The 23,409-nt window shown below is 52.0% G+C and carries 19 protein-coding genes and 2 pseudogenes; 14 read left to right on the top strand and 7 right to left on the bottom strand.

Going from position 1 to position 23,409, the window contains the following annotated elements:
* The 8 genes and pseudogenes from U9S71_RS06790 to U9S71_RS06755 all read left to right on the top strand — a co-directional run.
* Positions 1 to 435, top strand: a pseudogene (locus U9S71_RS06790) (hypothetical protein); the annotation flags it as partial.
* A 28-nt stretch (positions 436 to 463) separates the two neighbouring features.
* Entirely contained in the window at positions 464 to 1,696 is a 1,233-nt protein-coding gene (locus tag U9S71_RS06785; protein ID WP_326326220.1) for a WcaI family glycosyltransferase, read from the top strand.
* Positions 1,693 to 3,120, top strand: coding sequence for a capsule assembly Wzi family protein (locus U9S71_RS06780; protein ID WP_326326218.1), 1,428 nt, complete (start codon positions 1,693 to 1,695; stop codon positions 3,118 to 3,120). The genes U9S71_RS06785 and U9S71_RS06780 overlap by 4 nt, the downstream gene beginning before the upstream one ends.
* Before the next feature lie 14 nt (positions 3,121 to 3,134).
* Positions 3,135 to 3,497 (top strand): hypothetical protein, encoded by a 363-nt coding sequence (locus U9S71_RS06775; protein WP_326326216.1) that lies wholly within the window; start codon positions 3,135 to 3,137, stop codon positions 3,495 to 3,497.
* Positions 3,488 to 5,005 (top strand): TonB-dependent receptor, encoded by a 1,518-nt coding sequence (locus tag U9S71_RS06770; RefSeq protein WP_326326215.1) that lies wholly within the window; start codon positions 3,488 to 3,490, stop codon positions 5,003 to 5,005. Before U9S71_RS06775 ends, U9S71_RS06770 begins: the two co-directional genes overlap by 10 nt.
* 4 nt (positions 5,006 to 5,009) lie before the next feature.
* On the top strand, positions 5,010 to 5,459 hold the full coding sequence (locus U9S71_RS06765; RefSeq protein WP_326326214.1) for a RagB/SusD family nutrient uptake outer membrane protein: 450 nt from the start codon (positions 5,010 to 5,012) through the stop codon (positions 5,457 to 5,459).
* A 10-nt stretch (positions 5,460 to 5,469) separates the two neighbouring features.
* Positions 5,470 to 6,357 (top strand): RagB/SusD family nutrient uptake outer membrane protein, encoded by an 888-nt coding sequence (locus tag U9S71_RS06760; RefSeq protein ID WP_326326213.1) that lies wholly within the window; start codon positions 5,470 to 5,472, stop codon positions 6,355 to 6,357.
* 2 nt (positions 6,358 to 6,359) lie between these two features.
* On the top strand, positions 6,360 to 7,514 hold the full coding sequence (locus U9S71_RS06755) for a hypothetical protein (RefSeq protein ID WP_326326212.1): 1,155 nt from the start codon (positions 6,360 to 6,362) through the stop codon (positions 7,512 to 7,514).
* Between the two features lie 34 nt (positions 7,515 to 7,548).
* Here the strand turns inward: U9S71_RS06755 and U9S71_RS06750 are convergent, their stop codons facing one another.
* On the bottom strand, positions 7,549 to 7,818 hold the full coding sequence (locus tag U9S71_RS06750; protein ID WP_326326211.1) for a hypothetical protein: 270 nt from the start codon (positions 7,816 to 7,818) through the stop codon (positions 7,549 to 7,551).
* Positions 7,819 to 7,937: 119 nt separating this feature from the next.
* Positions 7,938 to 8,432 carry a MauE/DoxX family redox-associated membrane protein gene (locus U9S71_RS06745; protein ID WP_326326210.1) on the bottom strand — a complete coding sequence of 165 codons (495 nt, stop codon included), beginning with the start codon at positions 8,430 to 8,432 and terminating at the stop codon, positions 7,938 to 7,940.
* A 610-nt stretch (positions 8,433 to 9,042) separates the two neighbouring features.
* Here U9S71_RS06745 and U9S71_RS21000 point away from each other — a divergent pair.
* A pseudogene (locus tag U9S71_RS21000) lies at positions 9,043 to 9,318 on the top strand (RNA polymerase sigma factor); the annotation flags it as partial.
* 31 nt (positions 9,319 to 9,349) lie between these two features.
* Entirely contained in the window at positions 9,350 to 10,255 is a 906-nt protein-coding gene (locus U9S71_RS06740) for a FecR family protein (protein ID WP_326326209.1), read from the top strand.
* Between the two features lie 36 nt (positions 10,256 to 10,291).
* Here the strand turns inward: U9S71_RS06740 and U9S71_RS06735 are convergent, their stop codons facing one another.
* Entirely contained in the window at positions 10,292 to 12,232 is a 1,941-nt protein-coding gene (locus tag U9S71_RS06735; RefSeq protein WP_326326208.1) for a PAS domain-containing hybrid sensor histidine kinase/response regulator, read from the bottom strand.
* A 412-nt stretch (positions 12,233 to 12,644) separates the two neighbouring features.
* On the opposite strand from U9S71_RS06735, the gene U9S71_RS06730 reads away from it, so the two are divergent.
* The gene (locus U9S71_RS06730) at positions 12,645 to 13,952 is read left to right on the top strand and encodes a Gfo/Idh/MocA family protein (RefSeq protein ID WP_326326206.1); all 1,308 of its coding nucleotides are present in this window, start codon (positions 12,645 to 12,647) and stop codon (positions 13,950 to 13,952) included.
* Between the two features lie 19 nt (positions 13,953 to 13,971).
* Here the strand turns inward: U9S71_RS06730 and U9S71_RS06725 are convergent, their stop codons facing one another.
* The 4 genes from U9S71_RS06725 to U9S71_RS06710 form a co-directional block, all read right to left on the bottom strand.
* Entirely contained in the window at positions 13,972 to 15,201 is a 1,230-nt protein-coding gene (locus U9S71_RS06725; protein WP_326326204.1) for a DEAD/DEAH box helicase, read from the bottom strand.
* A gap of 173 nt (positions 15,202 to 15,374) precedes the next feature.
* On the bottom strand, positions 15,375 to 16,676 hold the full coding sequence (gene flxY / locus U9S71_RS06720; protein WP_326326203.1) for a flexirubin biosynthesis putative acyl-CoA ligase FlxY: 1,302 nt from the start codon (positions 16,674 to 16,676) through the stop codon (positions 15,375 to 15,377).
* Positions 16,677 to 16,777: 101 nt separating this feature from the next.
* Positions 16,778 to 18,415, bottom strand: coding sequence for a C45 family peptidase (locus U9S71_RS06715; protein WP_326326202.1), 1,638 nt, complete (start codon positions 18,413 to 18,415; stop codon positions 16,778 to 16,780).
* Between the two features lie 178 nt (positions 18,416 to 18,593).
* Complete coding sequence (locus U9S71_RS06710) at positions 18,594 to 19,817, bottom strand: NAD(P)/FAD-dependent oxidoreductase (RefSeq protein WP_326326201.1); 1,224 nt, start codon at positions 19,815 to 19,817, stop codon at positions 18,594 to 18,596.
* A gap of 104 nt (positions 19,818 to 19,921) precedes the next feature.
* Here U9S71_RS06710 and flxA point away from each other — a divergent pair, with 104 nt between their 5' ends.
* The 3 genes from flxA to U9S71_RS06695 are packed head-to-tail and all read left to right on the top strand — an operon-like array spanning position 19,922 to position 23,402.
* Positions 19,922 to 21,445 (top strand): flexirubin biosynthesis tyrosine ammonia-lyase FlxA, encoded by a 1,524-nt coding sequence (gene flxA / locus U9S71_RS06705; RefSeq protein ID WP_326326200.1) that lies wholly within the window; start codon positions 19,922 to 19,924, stop codon positions 21,443 to 21,445.
* On the top strand, positions 21,445 to 22,185 hold the full coding sequence (flxB, locus tag U9S71_RS06700) for a flexirubin biosynthesis SDR family reductase FlxB (RefSeq protein WP_326326199.1): 741 nt from the start codon (positions 21,445 to 21,447) through the stop codon (positions 22,183 to 22,185). Before flxA ends, flxB begins: the two co-directional genes overlap by 1 nt.
* A complete protein-coding gene (locus tag U9S71_RS06695; RefSeq protein WP_326326197.1) occupies positions 22,182 to 23,402 on the top strand; it encodes a beta-ketoacyl-[acyl-carrier-protein] synthase family protein in 1,221 nt (406 codons plus the stop codon). The genes flxB and U9S71_RS06695 overlap by 4 nt, the downstream gene beginning before the upstream one ends.
* The last annotated feature ends 7 nt before the right edge of the window (positions 23,403 to 23,409 follow it).

The following is a 23,409-nucleotide window of genomic DNA, read 5'->3' as shown; positions in this document are numbered from 1 at the left end:
GGGGGGACGCTAAGGTTAGCACACTATTTTGTAGACGATAACCAAAACCCCCTGGGCTGGTGGACACAAAAACATAATGGTTACGCCATACGCGAAGCCATCGATTTATTGAATATCGAATACAATTTCTTACCAGTTTCAACCCTGGACGACACAACCGACACTCTCGCCAAAGATGCCGCAGAAAAAAGAGCAAAAAAATTACGGTACGCTCGGATGCCTTTGTTCTGGCGGTCATTCATCTACTTTCTATACCGATATATCCTAAAGCTTGGTTTTACAGAGGGTAAGGAAGGCTTTTTATGGCATTTCTTACAGGGCTGGTGGTACCGTACATTGGTGGATGCCAAAATCTACGAAGTTAAGAAAGCCTGTGGGTCGAACCCTGCACAGATGAAAGCGTATATACAAGAAAAATACGGTGTCCGATTGTAATAAAACCAAAACCGCTAAACACACCCCAATGCGCATCCTTATCTTCGGCATCAACTACGCACCAGAACTCACGGGTATCGGAAAATATACCGGCGAAATGGGGGCATGGTTGGCAGCTCAGGGACATGAGGTGACGGTGGTTGCAGCAAAACCATACTACCCCGAGTGGGAAGTACACGATGGTTATAAGGGCGCAAACTGGATGACTGAAAAAATAGACGGGGTGACTGTACACCGCGTGCCGCTATATGTACCTAAAAATGTAACTTCCAAAAAGCGCATCCTGCACGAGCTGTCTTTTTTAGGGGGAGTATTTCCACCTTGGTTCGCCCTCTTGCTGAAAAAGAAAAACCACATCGTTATCTGCATCTCACCACCATTTCACCTTGGGTTCTATGCGTTATTATATGCCCAATTAAAAGGCGCAAAGCTAATGACCCATATCCAAGACCTACAGGTGGATGCCGCCAGGGAATTGGGGATGATTAGCAACAGGCGCCTCCTGAATGGCATGTTATGGGCCGAGAAATACCTGCTCCGAAAAAGCGACGCCGTATCTTCCATTAGTTTGGGCATGAAGAAACGAATATGCGCAAAAGGCATTGCTGCAGAGAAATACATTATGTTTCCAAATTGGGTGGACGAACAGGTTGTTAAACCGCTACCACGGGAGCACTCGCTACGTAGCGAATGGGACATCCCCATGGACGACATAGTGATACTGTATTCCGGAAACTTGGGTGAAAAACAGGGCTTGGAAATCATTATCGAGGCCGCCAAACAGTTCCGCGGACGGTCCGGCGTGCATTTTATCATCTGTGGCTCGGGGGGTGCCGGCGAACGGCTAAAAGAACAAGCTCAACATGCCAACTTGGATCAAGTTCGCTTTTACTCACTTCAACCGTACGAAAAGCTATCAGCATTGTTGGCCACGGCAGACATCCACCTGGTATTACAGAAAAAATCAGCGTCTGACCTAGTAATGCCGAGTAAGCTGACAGGTATTCTTGCTGCCGGAGCGGTTGCGCTAGTTTCAGCACTACCGGGAACGTCTTTATACGAGGTAGTTGATACCCAACAAATCGGAATATTGATTGAACCGGAATCTGTCGAAGCATTGGTCAATGGATTAAATTATAGTATGACAATAGACCGGGGCCCATTTCGACACCGGGCAAGGCGGTACGCGGAAACCCATCTAGGGAAAATGAGCCTATTGAAAAAATTCGAACAGGATTTAATCAACCTAATGAAAACATGAGAGTACGTGCCCACATCCGCGGATTATTGATAGGTGGGATTATGTTTTTCTTGCCGATGGTCGGTAAAACCCAATGGGCCGACTCCCTACTGCTTAACACTGGGTCAATCGTGTCTGTTGCCAGCCGATCTTTCCAACCCTTATGGGTTGAGTCCAATCGATTCGGAACAATTAGCGAGAACGGCAAGGACATCACGCTATATTTGGGGGCTAAAAACAAGCATGAAATCCGAGTAGGTGAACGTTCAATTGCCCTTCAATATGGGATTAATTTGATAAACAACAATAATTTCAGCCATACCACCATACAACAAGGATATGTAAAAGTCCGATATAAATCGTTGGAATTCAGAGCGGGTCGATATGAAGAAATACTCGGAGATGTGGACCCGTTATTGTCTACTGGCTCGCTCGGTATCAGTGGAAACGCATTGCCAATACCGAAAATCGGATTCGCACTTACTGAGTATACGCCGGTGCCTTTTACCAACGGATGGCTCTATTTTAAAGGCGTGTTTAGTCACGGCTGGATGGAAAGCAATCGATACATGAAGCGAACGTTACTACACGAAAAATCCCTGTATGGCCGACTGGGAAAGGGCGTACTCAGTGTTTATGGTGGCGCACAGCATTTTGCGTTATGGGGGGGTGAGCGCGATGATTTCAAACTGGACCGTTCGTTCCGCGGCTTTATGGATGTACTTTTGGTTAGAGAAGCCAATGACGGAAGCCTTGACGAAGAGATTTATCCTAATAAGCGACCTAACAAAGCGGGCGACCAACGCGGTTTATTGGAATTCGGGCTAGACGTGGAAACCGAAGCGCTGCAGCTGCACTTTTATCATCAAACGCCCTTTGAAAGTGGCAAAGGGATAGATTTCAGAAATCAAGATCGTTTGGCAGGTTTAAGCATCGCTCCTAAAAAGCATCGTTGGCTTGATCGCGTATTACTGGAATTTATCCATACAAAACAAATGGAAGCGTTTGACGACAGGGAAAGACAAAGCTATTATGAAAATGGGGTATATACTTCGGGGTGGACCTATCATAATCGCATCATTGGGACTCCCCTATTCATGAACCGCTTTCGAGGCGCTAATTTTCTTGACATCGAACCAAGCATACCTGGTGGAAATCAGAACATGGTTAACAATCGGGTTGTAGGGGGACACCTGGGCATGGTGCATCGTTATTCTCGGCAGGTTAGGGGAAAAACCCTTTTGTCCTTTACTCGTAACTTTGGCACACATAATACGTTTATCAGCACCGCTCAAAACCAATTTTATTCGTTGCATGAGGTTTCCTTTTGTTTCAGGAAATCCCCGAAACTGAGATTCTCAGGTGCGGTAGCCCTCGATACAGGCGACTTTTATAACAATGTCGGCGGCTTATTGGGAGTGAATTATATAATCACGTCCAATTAGGAATGGGGAATGGGATGTTGATCCACTGCAATAGCCTATCAATATACGACAATGCGCTATTGACATACTACGATGGACTATTGACATACCCCAATAGCCGATCGACATTCCGCAATGAGCTATCGATATATTACAATGGGCTGTTGACCTATTACAAGGGACTGTCGACATACCACAATAGCCGACCGACATACCGCAATGAGCTATCGATATATTACAATGGGCTGTTGACATACCACAATAGCCTATCGACATACTACAATAGGCTATTGACATACCGCAAAGCCGGGCAAAGATTGCTGTCCGCGGCCAGGTCGACATCGATAAAAAATGGGGCGACCGCCATTCGTTCACCGGTATTGCCGGGATGGAAGTAAGCGAGCGCGCCACGTTGAGCCAAGCAACCGCCATGATGCTTGGGTATAACCCCGATACGGAAACCCATGTGCCATATGATTTTGACGAACGGCACCGACAGTACCACAGGGGTACAATGGCATCCCTTCTGGTCGCTAACCAACTACCTGAGCGAAATACGACAACGATCCGCAACATTCTTTATTTTGCGAATATGGCATACACGATATCCGATCGCTATACCATTAGTGCTTCCATTCGCAAAGACCCCGCTAATATCTTCGGCGTAGACATCAATAAACGGGGGCGGCCGTTCTGGTCAGCGGGTGCTAGTTGGCACCTACATAAGGAAGAATTCATGAGTATGGGTGCGCTTGACAAATTGACACTCCGCCTAACCCACGGTTACACCGGAAATGTAAGCAACAGATCGGCATACATTACTTCGGCGATAGCGCCGAGCCCAGCTCCACTTACGGGTGAAAAAATTTATCAGCGGATTGTGAATCCCCCTAATCCCCAGTTGAGTTGGGAGAACGTCGAGACGACAAATGCCGCTATTGATGTTGCAGTGTTGGGCGGGCGGCTTTCTGGAACGGTCGAATACTATTGGAAGAAGGCGGCCGAGCTATTGAGCAGTGCGCCTATCAACCCCAGTTCGGGCGTGACCAGCCTGTACGGTAATTGGTCCGCATTAAAAGGCCATGGGTTGGACGTCGAATTGGAGGGCGTAAATTTAACCGGGAGGGCAACGTGGCGGACCAGTCTCCTTTTTAGTCTGGTTGGCGAGCAGGTAACCGACTACAAGTTAAGGCCGAGTAACGACCGCGACTACCTGCGGGGCTTGATTGGTGAGTACCCCATCGAGGGGCGCCCTTTATACACCATCTATTCACTGCCGTGGGCGGGGTTGGACGGTCAGGGGCAACCAAGGGGATTCTTGGACGGTGAAATCAGCCAAGACTACGCTAATATTTATAATAACACGTCGCTATCTGAATTCGTTTACCACGGCAGGGCTACACCCTCGGTGTTCGGCGGGTTACGGAATACGGTAAGCGTAGCGGGGTGGGATGTATCGTTCAACATCGTTTACCAGCTCGGATATTACTTCCGCAGGAACGGCTTGTCTTATTATAGCTTAATGAATATAACTAATCACGCGAACGCTATCTTTCATGCCGATTATTCTGCCAGGTGGATGAAGGCTGGTGACGAAGCCCATACGGATATCCCCGCGATGCAATATCCGGTAAACAGTAATCGGGAAAGTTTTTACGGGCTAAACGAAACGCTCGTGGAACGGGCAGATCACATCCGCCTACAAGATGTACGGGTATCTTATAGTTTGGGTGGAAAATTACAACGGTGGCGGGTTAGTGGGCTGCAGGTCTTTCTATACGCCAACAACCTCGGCCTGATCTGGAAAGCCAACGGGACGGGCGTAGACCCTGACGCTGTACCTAGCAATGGATTGGTGTATCCCACGCCCATGAGTTTCTCTTTTGGTTTTAATCTTAATCTCTGAAAAGATGTACAATCGGAATTTTTATATCGTAATCGTTTTACTCATTACGGCAAGTTGCTGGTGCTGTGAGGCAGGATTTTTAGATGTTAAACCCCGGTCGAATTTGGTTGTGCCGACTACGCTGAAAGACTTTCGGCAGTTGCTTGACAATTACGGCGTCACGATGGGTACAACATCCGAAATATCAGAGGTTATGGCCGATGATTACTACTGGAACGAAGCCCATTGGAACAGCCGGAATCCGATTACGCGGAATGCATATGTATGGGCCGCGGACTTGTTTGGCACTGAAGAGAGTCATTCCTCTTGGAGTGAGCCTTACACAGCGATTTTCTATGCGAACGTTGTCCTCGACGGGCTGGAAGGTATGGATACCAAAACGCGAAATGATAACGAGCTAGAATACAATCATAAAAGGATCAGCATATTTCATACGGGGTTTTTCGCTGTTTAAACTTGCCCAGTTGTTTACGGTGCCCTATGACAGGTCTACGGCAGGCAATAAGAAGGGGTTACCCACACCGGTGTCGTCAGACGTCAACGAGCAGGTGCGCCGTGGAACTCTAGAAGCGATGTTTGATCATCTGTTATCGGACGTGAAGATGGCATTGATGCTTTTGGATGAAACCGTAGACTATAGCCGTCCATCTACCGTTGCAGCCAATGCATTGCTGGCCAGGATTTACCTCTATATGGGTGACTTCACCGAGGCACGCGCGGCAGCTAACAGCGCCCTCGCCAGCCATAGTAAATTAACAGATTACAATACGGAAGACGTCCGGTATGAAGATGTGATTTACTTGGATTTCACAATCGGATCATCAGTGATTAACCGCAGACCGGATGCGGCGATTGATCCCGAACTTTATGCCGCCTATGCGAATAACGATCTCCGAAAGACCAAGTTCTTCGCGATGAATCCGGATGGACTGCCCTACAAGCTTAATACACACGGTGTCGGGTTGTCTTATCTATTCACAGGGTTTGATACCGATGAGTTGTACCTGATTAGGGCGGAGTGTGCGGCAAGGTTGGGAGATGCCCAGGCCGCATTTAATGATATTAACCACCTGTTGGAACATCGGTACGTCACGGGCACCTATGTGCCAAAAACCGACGGGAGTGCCGATGAAGTGTTGGCTTTTGTATTGCAGGAACGGAGAAAGGAAATGCTGTATCGCGGGGTGCGGTGGTCCGATTTACGGCGATTAAACGTTCTTGGAGCCAATATCACGCTCACGAGGCAGCTCGGCGAGCAAACATTCATATTGCCGCCGGGTGACGCCAGATGGACATTGCCCATACCCCTCAATGAGATTAAAACCAGTGGGATTGAACAAAATATACGATGAGTATGAAACGTCTGTTAATGATAATGATACTGTGCCAACCACTGTCCCATGCAGTAGCCCAAGGCAGCAACATGCAGTGCGGTAAAGCTAAATTTTTGGTGCATTCGTCCGCATTATCGCCCGATGATACGTTGGAACTCCGTGTGTGGGCTGATGTGGTGGGCTATGAATTTCGGAATCCCTATAAAACATATCGGGCGACCAAGACAAACGGTAGCTATCATTTCATGTTGGATTCGGTGGCCCCAGCCTCACGGATGAGCCTGCATTTGGGTTATCAACGAAAAAAAGGGAAACCAGCGCACGGAATCTTGACGCTTTTGGTAATTGATCCCGGTGATTCTGTCACGCTCTCCCTATCACCGAAAAGAGGGGTGATGAGAGGAGGAGGGTACGACTCCGGCGATCCGATCATGCTGGCGAACTGGGAGTGTTCATTTACAGGCCGCGGCGCCGATAAGTTCAATGCAGCGTACGCTGCGTACTTGATGAGCGCCGTAGCATTTAATTCACCCGACGTGAATCCGATAAAGAATAATCCAGTGAAAAGCTTGCAATGGCACTTGTCTCGCGTCGATTCACTCGATAGGGAGGCACACCTTCGGCTGGACCGGTATGAAAGAAGCATAAGGCCAGCTACGTATCGCTTGATGTTGGCGGATATTCATGGCTTATACGGGCACACCCGTATTTACATGTTGGAACGGATGCTGTTGGCACACCGAGCTGCCAGTCCGGTGCGCGATTCGATTTTAACCTGGTGCAAGGAAGAATTCGCCCGCAACGCCAAGTTTGCAGACGCTTTTAGCGAAGTACTGGCGTCCTCCCCGAACGCGATCGAGTGTCTTGAAAAATCCCATGAACTCGCCTACCACGTGGAATCGGGTAATTACGACTTGGTTTCGCTCTATGCCGTAATGAAAAAATTACCCTTGGAAACTGCAGCCAAGGATAAGGTGCTCACATTGCTTTTGAAGCGGCGCTTTCACCGGAATCCATTGCGCAGCCTTTTTGAAGATGCCCAGAATACCATAACCGATCCATATTGCCGAGAACTCCTCGCAGACTTAGATCATGTAATAGCCGGTAATCGTGCGCTTAATTTTTCACTACCCGATGCCAACGGTAATAACCCGGCTGCCCTTAAAGCATGCTAAAGCTGGGCTTTAGCAGTGCAAGCCGGAGAGTTAATCACTGGGCCAGTTCGCCTTCGCACGGCACCCATTTACTTTGTTCACCTTCCTCTTCGACATACACCCAATGACAGATATCGGGTGCTTCATCGCATTCGAAATCAAGATCAAGGCGGCCAAGTTCCGTGAGGTTCTCTTGATCTTCAGGAGGCTCTGTGGGCATACCTGCCCCGTTGTAAGTGTAACCAATATGGTTTTCTTCCTCGCATGGATCCTGTGTTGCGCTGAATCCGAACGCACCTCCTATACCAGCCACTATGGCGAGCATAGGTAGGATTTTAATTAATTTGGAAATCATAACATATAGTTATTTAATGTTTGTTGCCTGTTTTTAGGGATGTCAGGCCATCCGGCTTTCTGCAGAAAGTTTATCTATGGGGCAACCCGCTATGGACTGCCTCGTTTATCGTGCGTTGGTTTCCGTTGCTTGGTCCGGTACGTCATTGCCAAGGTCAGTATGCTCATGATCAACACAACGATGTTGAGCGTGTAATGCTGTGCCCACGAGATGGGCAGAGCGCCCAAACACCCGCAGGGAGTGAAGAGAGCCTCGTTTAGCGCGTAGTAGACGTAGTATTGGTAGAACGGCAGCAGCGCAAGGGTGGCAAGCAATCCCACACGCCGCGTCTTGGGCCAGGCCAGGAGGCCGGCCAGGATGAGCTCCAATGCCGAGAGCGTAAAACTCAGCCAGAATGCCACACCTTCGCCCACCAGCCCGGATTCGTGCAGGTAGGAACGGTAGGTGGCATATTTCATCACCTTGGTGGCGGCCGCCATGGCAAAAAGAACGGAAAGCGGATAGGTAAGCACAGCCGAAATGACTCGCCCCCAGCTAAGTGCCTTGGTTTGCGGTTTTGCCTTGTTGTTGATTGTCAGTGCCATCACTATTCCTTGGTTATAATCAGTTAATCCGTGGCAGTCTACCCGGCCGGCTATGTCTCCTCGCCGGCCGGGAACTGCTGCTATCTGGTCGCACTCTCGCAGCGCTCAGCGTCCCATTCATGCGGATTCCGGTCAAAAAGTTGCCAGTACCGCCGGTTTGTGCAAAAGATAGGCCTATCATCTTAAGGGGTAACCTATCCGAGCATCCGCATGCCTCGCACCCCCTGGGAAGGAGGGGTGTGTGTACCGGTACTCCCCGTAACATATCGTTAAAAAAATGGCGGGCATTCTTTGGGCTTCGTATGGTATTTGGCTGTTGCTTCATGGTCGTATCATTTGGTTAACATTTTGGCAATAAAATTCAATCATCACTTTTATCGTAATATTCTTTAAATCAATTATTTATTTTTATTTTTTGTTTGTTTACTTGGTTTTTTGTTGTACGTTTGTGTAAGTAATAAATCTAAATTTCTAAGCGGTCTCTACAATACACTGTTTTAAAGCAGGGCATCGTACTACGGAGCGGTCCGATTTTTTCAACTTATATTATCAACGTTCTGTAGATCAGCTGGATAAAAACAATGCTGAAGATGCCAAAAGCGAAACGCGTATGGCTAAAAGTGCTACAGATAACCACAGCCGTCTTTTCAGGCGGTTGGCCGATCCTAACCAAACGGAAACGGCCATAGCGGAGATATACAATTTATTCCACGAGGAACTGATCCGTTACCTTACCCGGCTCGTGCCGAACGACGATGAGCTGGTGAAGGACCTGGTGGAAGACCTACTGGTTGAACTGTGTGAACAACCGGAGAAATTTGCCGATAAACGTGACCCCAAATCGTGGATGTTTACAGTCGCGAAATATAAGACCAAAAACTACCTGCGGAAGGCCAGCCATCGGATTATGTGCGGCGATGCCGCGCAACATGGTGCTGCCGGTGGCAGAGTTCGCCTCGACCATCCGGTATGGCGAAGCCGGTGTAACCCCGGTAGCGGCTGGCCAAGAGGGGCCCATTGCTCGGGTGGGCAACCTCGATGTGGTGCGCAATGCCGCAGGCACGCTCGTGGTGAGCGAAGTGCGCGAAGCGACCGCCGCCGACACGGTGGGCCACCCTTCCCTCCACTTTGTCACGGCCCCCTTCCAGCAATGCGAGGTGCTGCTGCCGGGTGGCACGCGCGTGCGGCTGAATGCGGGATCGGAACTTAACTATCCGCTGCTGCTGCCCGGGCCGGATGTCTGCTATGTGCGGATAGAAGGAGAAGCGCAGGTATCCGTGCCGGCGGGTGCCGCAGCGCGGGTGGTGGTCGAAACGGTGAACAGCCAGGTACAGGCCGTGCAGGGCGAGTTTGCCATGCTGGCCACCGCTGCCGAGACACGGGTGACGCTGCTGGATGGCGCGCTTTCGGTCATCTCGAAGCAGCAACGCGAACACCGGCTGGTGGAGCAGCGTGGTGGGCAGGCCACGGTGAGGTGGGTTCATGAGCTGAATGGCACCTTAACCGAATCGCTGTATTACCGGAAGACGGGAAACGCGGAAGAGGCGATTGGCTGGACCAAGGCATCGCGCCGGTACCGCGAGGCATCACTGCGGGAATACGTGGCCGATGTGAGCCGGTGGTATGGCATCAAGGTGAAAGACATCCACTGCATACCCGCATCGATGCGCGTAGACGCCATGATATGCTACCGGGCACCGCTGGGAGAGGCGCTGGCCATTGTCGTCAAGGCTGGTCTGCAGGTGAATCGATACAAAGGGATGTACAGTTTCTGCGATTCGGACGATATGTTCCGCCCCGTGATGGCTAATAGAACGAGGTAATTGCTCGGTAGCGCGAGAAATCGATCAAGGGATTGGTTACGGCTCGTTTACCTTGGATAACGACGTGACCAAGTCGCCCGGGCGGAATGGTTTATTCAAGATATCGAGGATATTCATTTTCGCCAGTTTCAGGCGGGTCTCGGCCATGATATCCGCAGTAAGGATGATGATTTGCGTATCTGGATATTCCCGGCAGATGATTTCCGAGAGCACGTAGCCGTCCATCTTGGGCATATGCAAGTCGACCAGCGCGACCGAATACGCCGTGCCCGCCAGGTAACGAAGGGCTTCCTCCCCATCCACAGCGCAATCGGGAACGATACCCAGCCCTTCCAACTGCTGCCGGATAACCGTGGTACTGATGGGATTATCCTCTACGAGCAATACAGGCATATTGCGGAGCTTGCCCGGATTGCCGGCAGACGGCGGGGGGTTGGAGGCCGCCGGGGACGCTGCCAATGGAAGCGTAAAGCAAAGGTCAAAGTAAAATTCTGCCCCATTCCCAGGGGAGCTCCGGAGCAGAATCTGGCTGTCGTGCAATTCAATGAGCCGTTTCGTAATGGTTAGCCCCAACCCAAACCCCGTATAGTGTTGATCCGGTAGCTGATTCAGCTGCCTGAAATCGTTGAAAATCTCCTCGTGGAAAGCCTCCGGGATACCCGACCCCGTATCTTTTACCGAAAAGTGCAGGGTGGTGTCGCTGTCCGTGTGCGATAACTCCGTGATGGCGATGGTCACCGTGCCCTCATTGGTATGCTTGATGGCATTACTCACCAGGTTGTAAAGAATCTGGCTTAAGCGTGTCGGATCGCCCATAATCCGCGACGGCACAGCCGCATCGATCTGCACAACCACGGCAATGCCTTTTGCCTCGGCCATGGCCTGGAACTGGTTCTTGATATTCGCCACCAACTCCATGAGATCAACTTCTGCCTGGATGAGCCGCAATTGCCCGCTTTCGATTTTGTTAAAGTCGAGCACATCGTTGACCAGCCGAAGCAAATGTTCTGACGAAAACAGCAAGTTGTTTATCGTTTCATCCCGATCGGCAGAGTGGCCCTGCTTCAACTGGTTGCTCGAGCCGATGATGCCGACTAGCGGTGTCCGAATCTCGTGGCTCATCACGGAGAGGAAGTCCGATTTTACCTGGGCGGCACGTTCGGCCATCTCCTTGGCCTTCCGCAATTCGATGGCTTCCAGTTTCTCTTTGGTAATATCCATCAACGCACCACGCAGTTTGACGACCTGGTTATCCTTCACCACGGGCACGGCACGTACCCGCACCCATTTGAATTCATCCTGGGGGGTATTGACCTCCAGCTCCATGGTATATGGCTTCATGTCTACTTTGCAGTTTTCGAGCGCGTCGACCACTACCTTGCGGCCAGCTTCTGTAAACAGGTGGATATTCGCTTCGAAGCTGGGGTAAACGGCTTCTGGTGGCAGGCCGAAAATCACGTAAATCTGGTCGGTCCACGATACGTCGCCCGAAATCAGATCGTACTCCCAACCACCCGTGCTGCTGAGCTCCTGGCTGATGTTCAGCAGCTCGTTGGTTCGCTCGATCTTGTCTTGGGTTTCTTGCAACATGCGCTCACGCTGAACCTCTTCGGTAATCTCAGCAACGATCAATCGCTGGTTTACCTCCCGGAAGTAGATAACGATTTGATCCGCCCCGCTATGATCGCCAGCCACCCCGAAAAGGTCCACGCTCCAATAACGCGTGTTTTTTTGTGAGCCGGCAATAGCGACGTTACAGTGCCCTTGCTGTTCCTCACCGGCCACGACCTTTTGTAACGCGTTCATCATCCGCTGCCGATCGGCCGTGGATAAGAATGTTGCCCATCCGGAACCCTGTATATCGCCCTCGGCTGCCCCAAAAAGCGTGCAACAGAACGTGTTGGCAAATGTACACCTACCTTCACCATCGACCAGCAAAACACCGATCGGCGCATCTTGAAATGCTTTCCACATCATGTCGTCTGTGAGCTTACCCAACCAAATTCATCGAATAAATATAAGAAAGGTCGGCAAATTTACTCGACAAACAACTAAAAAACATGCAGTGACATCATAAACGGCCGCCACGGGTTGGGGTTCGCTAGGGGTTAGCTAGGGGTCAGCTTCGGTGCAGCGATTGTACAGCGACTGGGCTTGGTTTGGACTTCTACTGGCGCCGCCAATCCAAGTCCAGTCCCAGCGCAAATCAAATCCAAACGTTATCTGCATGGAGGTCCGAAGCCGATCCGGAGCCTACCCCCCCGGTAATACCGCCTGCACCGTTCGAGCCGGTAGCGGTAGTATACCGACAAGTGTAAGGATTGAAATTAAAAAAAATACCCTACCTTTAAGGCTTCTGACGAAGCACTAACACAAAAATAAGCTAACGATGCCTTACAGTAGAAGATCATTTATCCGGCATGCGTCCGCGGCGGTGGCTGGCAGCCTTTCCCTTCCCAAAGCGGTGTGGAGCAACGAACAGATCATAGGCGCTAACGACAAGCTGAATGTGGCGTTAATCGGCTGTAAAAACATGGGCTGGGCCAACCTCTCTGATTTTCTGATCGATAAAAACACAAGGTGCGTAGCGCTGTGCGATGTTGACCAGGGCATATTGGAGGCGCGGGCCACTGAGTTGCTGACCCGGCAAGGGGCAAAACCGGCTGTATATACCGACTATCGGAAGGTCCTCGATCGCCAGGATGTGGATATCGTCATCATCGGCACTCCCGACCACTGGCACTGCCTCCAATTTGTCGATGCATGCAAGGCCGGTAAACAGGTGTATGTCGAAAAACCGGTTGGAAATAGCATAGCGGAGTGTGAGGTGATGGTACGGGCGGCCCAACGGTACGGAAACATCGTGCAGGTGGGGCAACAACAGCGCAGCGGTACGCTGTGGGCAGACATGGTGGCGTATATCCGGTCGGGCCGGCTGGGGCGCATCGGCAACGTGCATGTATGGGCGAACTTCAATTACGCGGCGTTGCCGCAACGGGTTCCCGACAGCCCCGTTCCGCAGGGGGTGGATTTTGACCGGTGGCTGGGCCCCGCACCCGAACGCTCGTTTAATCCGCAACGATTTCACGGCCGGTGGCGGCTTTTCTGGGATTATGGCGGGGGGCTGATGACCGACTGGGGGGTCCATCTGCTCGATATGGCATTTTGGGCCATGGGTGTTAACCAGGTGGATGCAACCGTAGCAGCCCACGGCGGTAATTTCCTGTTTCCTGAGGGTGCTCATGAAACGTTTGACACCCAACAGGTCATCTACGGGTTTGACGGCTTCAACATCACATGGGAGCACCATGCGGGCGTAGAATCGGGGCCATACGGCAAAAATTATGGCCTGCTTTTTAAGGGTACGCAGGGAACGCTGGTGGCAAACCGGGAAAACTGGGAGGTGTACCCCGAAACGGAACAGTTACCGGCCGAAAAGCATACGACCGACCACAGCGACCACCGGAATCATGTGGCCAATTTCCTAACGTGCGTGAGAGAAGGCCGCCGCAACACGGCGTGCCCCATCGAGCTGGGAAGTTTGTGCGCTACCTATACGCACATGGGCAACATCAGCGCGCGGCTGGGCGGAACATCGCTACGCTACGATAGCCATAAGCGATCTTTCAACCACACAGCTGCGGATGCGTATATCCAGCCGCAATACCGGGCGCCCTGGGCTTTCCCTACCGTGTGAGCGTAGAATAGTGCTATCATTACCTTTTCTTACTCTTCATTGTCATTTTGGCCTTTACTCCACCACCATAGTTATAGGTTTTGCTATTGCTTGCTTTCTTTTTATGAATAGCTCCGCCCCTTGATTCGTCCACTTCATTCTTTTCTTTTGGCGTATTGGATGGGTGATAGATGATAAGATCATCAGGAAGCGGCATAACGGGGATTTTCTTCCCCAAGGATTGTTCTATCTTTTTGATTTCCGGAAGTTCAATATCTGTCGCAAAGGTGATAGCAATCACTTCATCATCTGAAGTTTTCAGGATATGTTGCACAAAAACATCCCTATCCTGTGGTATTTCAAAATGAAATATAAAAGGAATTCCACTCAAATCAATATCATTCACATTTTCATTTGCAATGAGGAGTATTCGGCATTGAGGGGCTTTCTTAAAATCATTGACATCATCAAAACCTGCATCGTCATGAAACATGGGATGTAATACCGCTACTTCTCCTTTTTTTGCTTGTAGATTTTGACCTAGTTTTTGTGCCGTAAGCCGGGTATTCACAAATACCACCACTTTATCAAATACATCATCGTCTCGCATCAAAAGACGCAGCAAATTGATTTTCGTACTAAAATTTGGAACTTGATACAGCAGGAGCTCGTGTGTTTCAACCGTTTCCTCACCTAGCTCGTCTACCTCAATCAGCGTAGCAAAAGGCATGAAAACATCAATCATCAAATGCAATTTTTCATGCTCGACCGTACTGAATGCTAAATACTGGACTTTTCCACAGCTTTGTGCCAGTTCTCTTACACGCGTCTGCACGCCTTGCTTAACGAGTTCTTCAGCATCATCAATGATGAATGTCTGAATGCGATTGAGGTTAAGCCCCAATTTTAGATACACTGCACGGGCGCGGTTTGGGGTGGCTACTACAATATCTACCCCGCCGACCAAACCTTCGATCTCTTCCTCCATACTTCCGCTCGCTTTGAGCCCCATGATACGAAGCTTCTTATTCTTGCTAATGGTCAGAAAACGATCAACTATTTCAGCAATTCTTTCTTCGTTGGGGGCTAAAATTAAGACTTTAGGGGCCTCATCGTCCGTATATTTCAAGCGCATCAATACCCCAAGAACATACGCGGTCGTTTTTCCAGCTCCTTCGGGTGCGATGCCAATGATACTATGCCCACCGATTATTCGAGAGAGTGATTTTAACTGGATCTCTTTTGCTGTAAAATAACGCAATTCATTCATGGAGGCATGAAGGCGTTTACTTAGCTTTAATTTATCTAAAGACACTGCTGAATGGTTAAAAGAATACGAAGCCGCAAAGTTACCCAAAATATTTGATGCCGTCAGCGTCGCTTACCGGGTGATCACGTATGGCGACGCCCGCCATCAAGGATAGCAGTGCTTTGATGGCGAAATTATTGAACGATCCGGCGATCAAACAGCGTAACACTTTTACGCGAGTTTTCCGGAAATTTCATCCGGTTGATGTCGTCAATGGGCGCGAAAACAATCTTGGGGCTTACCCGGAGTTTTGCACGGAACCGATCCTTGATTTTCAATAGCAACTCGTCGGATACCGTGCCGGTGCCAACCTGCACCGTAATCTCATCTTCGCCGAACTCATCCGAAGCGATTTCAATCACGTAATTCACGATCTCCTCCATGTCGTTCAATAAATCGAACAACGCCGGGGGATACAGCGTGGTACCCTTGTATTTGACCATTTGGTTTTTGCGACCGATAACCGGTCCCAACCGCAGTGTTGTCCGCCCGCACGCGCAGGGCGCGTAATGGGGCTGCACAATGTCGCCCGTTTTGAAGCGCAACAACGGCATACCCTCCACGCCCAGCGTGGTCACGACCAGCTCACCCGGCTCGCCCTCGGCTACCGGCCGCCCTTCTTCATCCACAAACTCGGTAATGATGAGCTCGGGGTGATGATGCCCCCCTACCCCGTGTGCACATTCGGTAAACGCCGTGGCCATCTCCGTAGAGGCATAGGTAGAAAAAAGCTGGATGTCCCACTTGCTCCGTATCCGACTGGCCAAGGCGTTGAGTGAGAAATCGGGATTACGGACGGGCTCACCGATGCAAAGGGCCTTGGTTATGCTGGTCTGCCGGTAATCGATTCCGTTGGCTTCGGCAAACTCCATCTTTTTAAGCAAAAAGGAAGGGACGCACACCAACGCATCGGGTTGTACGCGCGCGATGGTACCCCACTGCAGCTCGGGAACGCCCGACCCTACCCGAACCACGCCGATACCGGCCCTGCGGGCGCCCAGGAAATAGGCCAGCCCCGCCATAAAACGGCGGTCGAGCGTGGTGGTGAGCTGCACGGTTTGCCCGGCGGCCATGCCCATGCACTGGTAAGACAACGATTCGTTATACGCGAGCCGCTCGAGATCCTTGTCGGTCAGGGCCAGCAACACCGGATCGCCCGATGTGCCGGAGGTGGTGACGTAATCGGCCACCTGCGATGTAGCCACACAACGGAAGGCCGCGTTTTCCTGCTGCAATTGTTCTTTCGTGGTAAATGGCAGCTGCGCCAGGTCGCTCAAGGTACGCACACCATACGCATCAATGCCATGGGTTTGAAACACCTGTTGGTAATGCACCGAATGGGCGTGGAGGTATGCCATAAGCTGTTGTAACCTTTCTTCCTGGAATTGGTTGATGGTTTCGCGAGGCGCTTGTTCGATGGGTGGTATGGTCGTCATTTGTGAGGTTGTGAGTTTGTGAGCCTGTGAGATTGTCTTTTTTTGTGAGGTTGTGAAGTTGTGAGTTTGTGAGTTTGTGAGCCGCCTGTGAACTTGTGAGGTTATTTACACTTTTTAATCCGTTTTTGTATCAACAGGCTGTCCGCCTTGGTCGTTACCTCCCTGCTTGCCGCCAGTTGGTAATGCCGCAGGGCGTCGGCCTTGCGATGCTGGCCCCGATAGTATTCACCGATGAGAAAGTCGGTTTTCCAAAACATCGGATTGAGCTGCTGAAAATTGCGCAGCTCCGTGTCGGGCACCTCCTCTTCCGTTGCAATGGCGGCCTCCAAGTTACGCATCTGCACCCGAAATTCTTCATAATGCCGGAAATCGGCCGATAAAGCGAACGGGTCGGCGGAGATGTTCAACGAATCGGTAGCCAGGGGCACGTCGGTATCCATCGAGGCTAGCCGCGCGAACACTTCGTCTAAATCATAAGCCACAAATTCGCCCAGCTGGTAGGGGGCTGCCGCCACCCACATGCGCCGGTCTTCGGGCTGGAAGATAACGGCATGGTGGGCCAGGAGCTGGTTGATGGCCTTCTCGTTGCCATACCCCAACGCCACTCCGCCTATCCCTTCCTTGTTGCGCAGCATGGCGGCCCCATCGGCTGGCGTCAGCTTCGGCGTCTGCGCAATGAGCTCATTCATCCGGTCGAAGCGGTATTTCGAGTGGCTTTCTTCCAGCTGCCGCAGGTTGCGCTTGTCCGAACGATAGGGTTCGCTCTGGAAATGGTTGGCACACACCAGCACGTCGGAGGAATTGGGCACGGCATAGACCCCCAGCTTATGGGGCGATACTTCGATGAGTACCGCTTTCCCGTCGGCCGCGCTGCCCACCATAATCGATTCGGACACGAAAACCTCCCGTTGGCGGGCGATGTGAATCGCTTCATCGATATCACCGGCATATTGCAGGATTTCTCGCGTAAGCAGCGAAATGGGCGTTTTGGCTTGATGCGGAATGGCCGACTTACCGGCATTGATGGTCACCGTCAGCCCTTTTACGTTCATTCCCGATACGGCGCCCACCATGCCGGGCCAGGTGACCATGGCATGTTTATACCCTTGGTCGGGATCAATGAACGCAACGACTTTTTCTTCCGCAAAGGCATCGCCGGCATAAAAATCGAAGTTGCGGCCAATCAGCAGCTTCCCATCGGCGGTGTGACCGTCCCAAGCGGCAAACGACGTGCAGCCCACCAGGGCGAGATCTTGCAGCGCATGGCCGATATCGTGGGCGGCATGGAAAGACAGGAGCCGTGGGTAGGGCGGCGCAATGAAATTAAAGGTGTCGGCAGCGGACCGCGAAAGGCCGTAGATCTCTGCTTGGTAGGCGGGGGGGATATGGTCCGTAAGCTGCCGGTTGAAACGATCGAGGAACCGCCGCAGCAGCCATTGGCGGAACCGCGATGGCACCATTTTCTGTACCTGCGAAACAAAGGCAGCCTCCTGCCGGTGGAGCAGCTCTTCCGTTAGCACGCCATTGGCCAGGCCACGTTCCAGTGGGTCGCCGCTGACATAAAGTTCCCACAGGCCTTGTTGGTTCTTTCGGAGCAGGCCATTGGGCAAGGTATAGCTACCGGGTGAGGTCTCCACGCGTTCGCCAATGTGGTGGTTGTAATTGGCCATCGGCGGTAATTGCCTGATGCCTGCACAGGATGTGCCGCACAACACGAGAAGGCAGAGTAGATATCTCATGTGAAGTTGTGAGCATGTGAGCATGTGAGTGAACCTGTGAGTTTGTTATTTTGTGAGCGACTCTGCGAGTCTGTGAGCGTACCTGTGAATTTGTGAGCGACTCTGTGAGTCTGTGAGCGTACCTGTGAGAAAATGAAAAGTGAACCTCACAGCCTCACATGCTCACAACCTCACAAAATTAAGGCAACATATGCGTCACCGCCCGCACGGCGCGATCGTGTTTCTTTACAAACGGATTTTCTTTATCCCACACATAGCCGGCCAATACCGAACAGACTTTGCGGCGCACGTCTTCATTGACCTCCTTATGGAAAAAGAATTTCTGCAGGTCGCCCGAATACCAGTCGCGGATGTACGAACGGAATACGCTGACCCCCCAAAGCATGTGCTCTTCATACTCCCGCTGCCAGTCGACCGCCTCACCCTGCAACTGCCGGATGGCCAATTTGGCGGCCTTCGACCCCGACTCGGTGGCGAAGCATACGCCCGACGAAAAGACCGGGTCCAGGAACTCGGCGCTGTTGCCGGTAATCGCGAAACCATCGCCATACAGCTTTTTCGATGCTTTGGTATAGGCAACGATCTGTTTGGGCTCGAAAAGGAAATCGATGCCTTCGAACCGCTGCCGGTAATAATCCGACTGGCTGATGATGTGTCGGAACGTCTCGGCAGGGTCTCCTTTTTGGATCGCCTCGAGGTGTTCTTTGGGGCAAACCAAACCCAGCGACGACCGGCCGTTGGAAAAGGGGATGACCCAGAACCATACTTTCTGCTCCAACACATCGAACGTAATCAGGGTCCCTTCTTCGTCCGATGGACGGCGGGGATCTTCGACATGCACAAACGTGGCCGCCATGGGCGGAAAGTCAGATGGTTCATCCAAATCAAATAAGCGCGGCAGCACCCGGCCGTAGCCACTGCAATCGATCAGGAACCGTGCATGGATTTCGCGCTGCACACCACTTTCGTCGCGCACGGTGGTCACCGAATCGGTGCCGTGGAACACCACATTTTCTACCGTGGTACCGAAAGCGATATCTACCCCACGTTGCTGCAACACATCCGTTAGGGTTTTGTCGAACTCGGCGCGTGGCAGCTGCCATGTCCAATCCCAGCCGGCAGAAAACTTCTGGCTGAAATCAAACCAGCATACCTCATCGCCCCGCAGGAAACGCGCGCCGTTTTTGCGCTCAAACCCTTTGGCTTCGACGGCTTCCACAAACCCCGCTTCGTCGAAGTGGTCCATACAACGCGGAATCAGGCTCTCTCCAATGACAAACCGGGGGAAATGCTCCCGTTCGATAACCTTTATTTTGACTCCTTGTTTGTGTAAAAGGGAAGCAGCTACGGCACCCGACGGCCCGGCTCCGAAGACTAAGACATCAACCTGTTCTGAAATCATATCGATAAAATGGTGTACAAACCGTCCAAACTTAGACAAACTTGCATTTAAAAGCAAGTTTATCTAAGTTTGCAACCGCTTTAATTGTACGCATTTCCGACTAAATGATAGAACTAACGAACCCGATTGCCCTGGCCGATTTCCATGCGGTGCTTTTTGATGACGAAAAAATCAAATTAGCCGGCAGCACATCGGACAAGGTCAGCCAAAGTCACCATTTTTTACACGATTTTGCCAAGGACAAGATTATATACGGCGTAAACACGGGCTTTGGCCCCATGGCGCAATACCGTATTGCCGATGCCGACCAGACGCAGCTGCAGTACAACCTCATTCGGAGCCATGCCGCCGGCATGGGCGAGATCATGGATCCGCTCTATGCGAAATCCATCCTCCTGGCCCGGTTGCATACCCTCTCGCTGGGTTTCTCGGGGGTGCACCCCTCCGTGGTGGAACTCATGCAGGAGATGCTGAACCGGAACATCCTGCCGGTGATTTTCCAGCACGGTGGCGTGGGCGCCAGTGGCGACCTGGTGCAGCTGGCCCACCTCGCGCTCAACATGATCGGTGAGGGCGACGTGCTCTACCGCGGTAAGCAGGTACCTGCATCCCAGGCCTTTGCCAACGAACGTTTACAGCCCATGCAGGTGCACATCCGCGAGGGCCTGGCCCTCCTGAACGGCACCTCGGCCATGACGGGTATCGGTATCGTCAACGTCATCTTTGGCAAGCGTCTGCTCGACTGGTCAGTAGCCTGCTCGGCCATGATGAATGAGCTGGTGAGTGCCTACGATGACCACCTCTCCGAAACGCTTAACGCAGCGAAAAAGCACGATGGCCAACGGCAGGTGGCGGCGCGCATGCGCGAAATCATCGCCGACAGCAAGCTTATCCGGAAACGCCCCGAGCACCTGTACGACCGGAAAGTGGAGGAAACGATATTCAAAGATAAACTACAGGAATACTACTCCATCCGCTGCGTGCCGCAGATTTTGGGGCCTATCTGGGATGCCGTGCAGCACAGCACCATCACGCTGATTGAAGAGGTGAACTCGGCAAACGATAACCCCATCATCGACGTGGCATCGGCAAGCGTGTACCACGGCGGTAACTTCCATGGCGACTACATCGCTTTTGAGATGGATACGCTGCGTATCGCCATCGCCAAGCTAACCATGCTGATGGAACGGCAGCTCAATTACCTGCTCAACTCGTCGCTGAACGGCATCCTGCCGTCATTCGTGAACCTGGGCAAACTGGGGCTCAATTTCGGCATGCAGGGCGCCCAGTTTACGGCGACCTCCACAACAGCGGAGAACCAGACGCTGGCCACCCCCATCTATACGCACAGCATCCCCAACAACAAAGACAACCAGGATATTGTGAGCATGGGCACCAACTCGGCATGGCTCACCAAGCGCGTCATCGACAACGCTTACGAGGTGCTGGCTATCCAGTTGCTTACGCTCGTGCAGGCTGTCGACTCGCTCGGCTGTACGGACCGCCTTTCGTCGAAAAGTAGCAAGATTTATGCAGACATCCGGTCAATTGTGCCTATCTTTAAAGAGGATATGGTACTCGCGCCTTACCTGGCGGCGATAAAAGACCATGTAAAAGCAAACGACTGATGGACGGCAAACGATATGCATTGGTGACCGGCGGGTCGCGCGGCATCGGCAGGGCGATATGCGTGGCCCTGGCCCGCGATTTGGGCTACCCCGTCATCATCAACTACCAATCGAACAGCGAAGCAGCAGCGGAAACCCGCAGCCTGATTGCGGCAAACGGCGGCGAGGCTGAACTGTTGCCATTCGACGTGAGCAACCGCACCGAAACCCAGGCGCAGCTGGCCACATGGAAAGCAGCGCACCCCGATGATCGCATTGAAGTGATTGTGAACAACGCGGGCATTACGCGCGACGGACTATTCATGTGGATGGAAAGCGAAGATTGGGATGCCGTGCTCCAAACGAGTTTGAATGGTTTCTACAACGTTACCAAGCCGCTGATCGAAGATATGCTACGGCAACGTTACGGGCGCATCATCAACGTGGCCTCCGTATCGGGCGTGAAAGGCACACCGGGGCAAACCAACTACTCCGCGGCGAAAGCCGGCCTTATCGGCGCCACCAAGGCGCTGGCGCAGGAGGTGGCCAAGCGCAAGGTAACGGTAAACGTGGTGGCACCGGGTTTCATCGAAACCGACATGACCAGCACACTGAACACGGAAGAATTGAAGAAATTAGTCCCGTTGAACCGCTTTGGGAAAGCGGAGGAAGTAGCCGATCTGGTCTGTTTTCTCGCTTCGAAAAAAGCATCGTATATTACGGGGGAAGTGATTAATATCAACGGAGGGATTTATTCGTGAAGGAACGTCGCGTGGTCATCACCGGAATGGGCATCTACTCTTCTTTAGGGAAGAACCTGGAGGAAGTGCGGGATTCCCTATACCACGGCCGCTCGGGCATCGTGTTTTCGCAAGACCGTAAGGACTTCGGCTACCGCTCGGCGCTGATGGGCGCGGTGGTGCGGCCCGACCTTACCAAAGCGTTGTCGCGCCGGCAGCGCATCAGCATGGGCGAAGAAAGCGAATATGCGTATGTAGCTACGCAGGAAGCGCTGCAGCATGCCGGAATAGACGAAAGTTTCTTCGACGAGCGCGTGGTGGGGCTGGTGTATGGCAACGACAGCGTATCGCAGGCGGTGATGGAATCCATCGATATTGTGCGGCAGAAGAAAGACACCACCTTGGTGGGATCGGGGGCGATTTTCAAATCGATGAACTCATCGGTGACGATGAACCTTTCGACCATTTTCCGCATCCGCGGCATCAACATGACCATCAGCGCGGCCTGTGCCAGCGGCTCGCACGCCATCGGCCTCGCTTATTTGTTCATTAAACAGGGACTGCAAGACTGCGTCATCTGTGGCGGCGCCCAGGAGACCAACAAATATGCCATGGCCAGCTTCGATGGCTTGGGCGTTTTTTCCGACCGTGAAGACGACCCCACCAAAGCATCGCGCCCATTTGATCAAGACCGCAACGGCCTGGTGCCGGGAGGTGGCGCGGCCACCATCATCTTGGAAGACTACGATACGGCGGTGAAGCGCGGCGCCCCGATTCTGGCCGAAGTGCTCAGCTATGGCTTCTCGTCCAACGGCGACCACATCTCTACGCCCAACGTGGAAGGCCCCACCGAAGCCATGAAAATGGCCCTGCGGCAAGCGGGCCTCTCGCCGGCCGACATCGAGTACATCAACGCCCATGCTACCTCTACGCCCATGGGCGATGCCAATGAAGCGCGCGCCTTGACGCAACTGTTCGGGTCGGGGCCCATGGTCAGTTCCACCAAGTCGATGACCGGCCACGAATGCTGGATGGCGGGCACCAGCGAGGTCGTTTATTCGCTTCTCATGGCACGGCATGGATTCATCGCGCCCAACATCAATCTGGAACAAGTGGACGAAACAGCGAGCGGTCTGAGTTTGGTAAAAAATACCATAAACCAAAATTTTAATGTATTTTTGTCAAATTCTTTTGGATTCGGCGGAACGAACTCCGCATTAATTGTAAAAAAACGGTAACAGGGCA

It is taken from the genome of Parapedobacter flavus (genome assembly GCF_035818675.1).
In the GTDB taxonomy this organism is placed as follows: Bacteria; Bacteroidota; Bacteroidia; order Sphingobacteriales; family Sphingobacteriaceae; genus Parapedobacter; species Parapedobacter flavus.
The sequence above is the reverse complement of the archived record's forward strand: the minus strand, read 5'-3'. Positions and strand labels throughout refer to the sequence as shown.